At 71.7% G+C, this 3,476-nt stretch carries 4 protein-coding genes; 3 read left to right on the top strand and 1 reads right to left on the bottom strand.

What is annotated here, in order from left to right:
* Positions 1 to 72 precede the first annotated feature (72 nt).
* The gene (locus Q1N79_RS11000) at positions 73 to 708 is read right to left on the bottom strand and encodes an FMN-binding negative transcriptional regulator (protein WP_300607823.1); all 636 of its coding nucleotides are present in this window, start codon (positions 706 to 708) and stop codon (positions 73 to 75) included.
* 150 nt (positions 709 to 858) lie between these two features.
* Here Q1N79_RS11000 and Q1N79_RS10995 point away from each other — a divergent pair, with 150 nt between their 5' ends.
* The 3 genes from Q1N79_RS10995 to Q1N79_RS30650 all read left to right on the top strand — a co-directional run.
* A complete protein-coding gene (locus tag Q1N79_RS10995; protein WP_300607820.1) occupies positions 859 to 2,406 on the top strand; it encodes a circularly permuted type 2 ATP-grasp protein in 1,548 nt (515 codons plus the stop codon).
* Positions 2,403 to 3,347, top strand: coding sequence for an alpha-E domain-containing protein (locus Q1N79_RS10990; protein WP_300607817.1), 945 nt, complete (start codon positions 2,403 to 2,405; stop codon positions 3,345 to 3,347). Before Q1N79_RS10995 ends, Q1N79_RS10990 begins: the two co-directional genes overlap by 4 nt.
* A 1-nt stretch (position 3,348) precedes the next feature.
* The coding region (locus tag Q1N79_RS30650) for a transglutaminase N-terminal domain-containing protein (RefSeq protein ID WP_367185057.1) at positions 3,349 to 3,476 on the top strand (128 nt) is incomplete at its 3' end.

The following is a 3,476-nucleotide window of genomic DNA, read 5'->3' as shown; positions in this document are numbered from 1 at the left end:
GCGAGCCCGCTCCCGTCGCGGCCATGCGCGCCGCCGGCGAGGCCGAGCTGGCCCGCCGCTCGCGGCGGCGTGCTAGTGCGGCGCGCTAGCGGCGCGGGCCCGCTCCACCGCGTCCGCGCTGGCCGCGTCGCCCCTGGCGCGCAGCCCGTCGATCACGCGTTGCACGTCGGCGGGCGGCCGGTTCTGGCTCAGCTTGGCCTTGGCCTCGATCCGGCTGATGAGCAGCTCGATGCCGACGATCGCGCGCAGCTGCCCGGCGATGAACTCCGGCGGCGCGTCGTCCACCGACCACGGATGCGCGCTGCCGGCCTCATGCTTGGCCGTGAGCCGGCGGACCAGATGTTCTGTCCACTCCGCGTCGTCGTGCACGACCAGCGTGCCGTACACGTGGGCCGTCACGTAGTTCCAGGTCGGCACGACGCGGCCGTGCTCGGCCTTGGACGCGTACCAGGACGGTGTTATGTAGGCGTCCGGTCCGCGGACGATCACCAGCGACTCGCCCTGGGCGGGCAGCCGCCACTGCGCGTTGTTGCGCGCCACGTGCCCCTGCAGCGCTCCGTGCTCACCGGCGTCAGGCACGTAGCTGAACGGCAGCATCGTCGCCACCAGCCCGTCCGGTGTCAGCGTCACCAGGTCAGCGGCGCCGTGGTGATCCAGGAGCTCCCTGACCAGCGCGTCGTCCGGCGCGAAATGGGCTGGAATGTACATCTGCCACTTCCTCTCCCCATCAGGTTAACGCCCGTCCCGCCGTCCGGTATGCGACCGGCCGCCCGGATCGGATATCTCGGGAAACAATCGGAAACATGGTCGTCACCTGGTGAAATAGACGTGGAACAGCAGGTGTCTACGCTGGAGGCCGTGGCGGACATTTTCGACGGTTACCGGCTCGCGCAGGCCTGGGACGAGATGTTCGCGGCCCCCGGCAAGCCCCGCGCGGCGTACGACGCGCTGGTCTCGGTCCTGCAGCCGATGGACCCCGGTGAGCTGCGGTTCCGCGCCGACCAGCTCGCCCGGGTGTTCACCGACCGGGGGGTCACGTACGACTACGCGGGCGAGGAGCGGCCGTTCCCGCTGGACCTGATCCCGCGGGTGATCGACGCCGTGGAGTGGGACCTGGTGACCCGCGGCGTCAGGCAGCGGGTCCAGGCGCTCGAGGCGTTCCTCGCCGACGTTTACGGCCCTGGCCGGGCGTTCGACGACGGCGTCGTCCCCTGGCGTCTTGTCTACACGAGCGAGAAGTTCCGCCGGGAGGTGGCGGGCATCGTTCCCCCGAACGGCGTGCGGGTGCACGTCGCGGGCATCGACCTGATCAGGGACGAGGGCGGCAAGTTCCGGGTCCTTGAGGACAACGTCCGCGTCCCGTCCGGGGTGAGCTACGTCATCGAGAACCGTCTCGCCATGACAAGGACCTTTCCCGCGCTGTTCGCCGAGCAGCGCGTCCACCAGGTCGAGGAGTACCCGTCCCGGCTGCTCGGCGCGCTCAGGGCCGCCGCCCCGCACGGCCTCGTCGACCCGTTCGTCGTCGTGCTCACCCCCGGCGTGCACAACGCCGCGTATTTCGAGCACACCCTGCTCGCCCGGCTGATGGGCGTGGAGCTCGTCGAGGGCCGCGACCTGTTCTGCTGGCGGAACCGGGTGTACGTGCACACGACCCACGGCAGGAGGCCCGTCGACGTCATCTACCGGCGGGTGGACGACGACTGGCTTGACCCCATGCACTTTCGCCCCGAGTCGCTGCTCGGCTGCCCTGGCCTGATCAACGCCGCGCGGGCGGGCAACGTCACGATCGCCAACGCCGTCGGCAACGGAGTGGCCGACGACAAGCTCGTCTACACCTACCTGCCCGACCTGATCCGCTACTACCTCGGCGAGGAGCCGCTGCTCGAGAACGTGGAGTCGTACCGGCTCGACGACCCGGACGTGCTCGCGTGGGTGCTCGGCCGCCTCGACCGGCTCGTGCTCAAGCCGGTGGACGGGGCCGGCGGCGCCGGCATCGTCATCGGCCCGCAGGCCACAGGCGAGCAGCTGGACGGCCTGAAAACCAAGGTCGCGGCCAACCCGCGGGGCTGGATCGCGCAGCGCCCGGTGGCGCTGTCCACTTCTCCCGTGCTGGTGGGGGAGAAGCTCGCGCCGCGGCACATCGACCTGCGGCCGTTCGCGGTCAACGACGGCACCGGCGTCTGGGTGCTGCCAGGCGGGCTGACCCGCGTGGCGCTGCCTGAGGGCGAGCTCGTGGTGAACTCCAGCCAGGGCGGCGGCTCGAAGGACACCTGGGTGCTGGCGCCCGCGCGTGCGGCGAAGGCCGCCAGGCAGCGCCGGAAGGCAGCGGCGATCCCGGCGCCGCCCGCGCCAAGCCACGGCCCTGAGATCGCCGGCCTCGGGAGGCAAAGCGGACCGGACCAGTGAACACCGAGCTGCTCAGCCGGATCGCCGAGACCCTGTACTGGACGGGGCGCTACGTGGAGCGCGCCGACGACACCGCGCGGCTTGTCGACGTGTACGTGCACCGGATGCTCGGCGAGTCGGGCGCGGGGTCGGACGCGGCGTGCCGCGCGCTGTTCGCCATCCTGGGGGTGGCGCCTGAGACCGACGCGGACCTGGACATCGGGATCGTGCTGTTCCGGCTGGTCTACGACGCCGGCAGCCCGAGCGCGATCGCGGGCGCCATGCTCGGCGCGCGGGCCGGCGCCCGCGGCATCCGCGAGGTCATCTCCAGCGAGATGTGGGAGTGCCTCAACGTCACCGCCCACGCCCTGATCGGGCAAAAGCGCGCCGCCGAACGGCTCGGCCCGCACATCTACCTGCGGTTCGTCAGGGAACGGGCGGCGCTGTTCTTCGGCCTGGCCGACTCGACGATGAGCCATGACGACGCGTGGCGGTTCCTCGTGCTCGGCCGCAGCCTCGAGCGCGCGGACATGACCGCCCGGCTGCTGCTGGCCCGGATGTCCGCGCCCGACGACCTGGGCTGGCCGGTGCTGCTGCGGGCCTGCGGCGCGCACGAAAGCTTCATCCGCACGCACGGCTGGGCCGCCGAGCCCGCCCGGGTGGCCGAGTTCCTGCTGCTCGACCGCCTCTTCCCGCGCAGCGTCGTGCACGCGCTCGCCACCGCGGAGGAGTGCCTGGCCGACCTCAGCCCTGGGCCGGTCCGGATGGGCATCGACGACCCGGCGCGGCGTCCGGTCGGCACGCTGCGGACCAGGCTGGAGTACGCCGACCCCAAACAGCTTCCCGCCCAGCTGCCCGAGCTGCTCGCCACCTTGCAGGAGACCTGCGTGCAGGCCAGCGAGGCGATCGCCAGGCGGTACTTCCAGTACCAGGCGCCGGTCGCCTGGGAACGGGACGGCTGACGTGGGCTGGCGGCTGCGGGTCGAGCACACCACCAGGGTCACGTACGCGGGCCCGGTGCTGACCTCGTTCAACGAGGCCAGGATGACCCCGCTGACGCTGCCCACCCAGACCACGCTCGAATCCCGGGT

The organism is Trebonia sp. (assembly GCF_030042015.1).
GTDB lineage: Bacteria > Actinomycetota > Actinomycetes > Streptosporangiales > Streptosporangiaceae > Trebonia.
The sequence above is the reverse complement of the archived record's forward strand: the minus strand, read 5'-3'. Positions and strand labels throughout refer to the sequence as shown.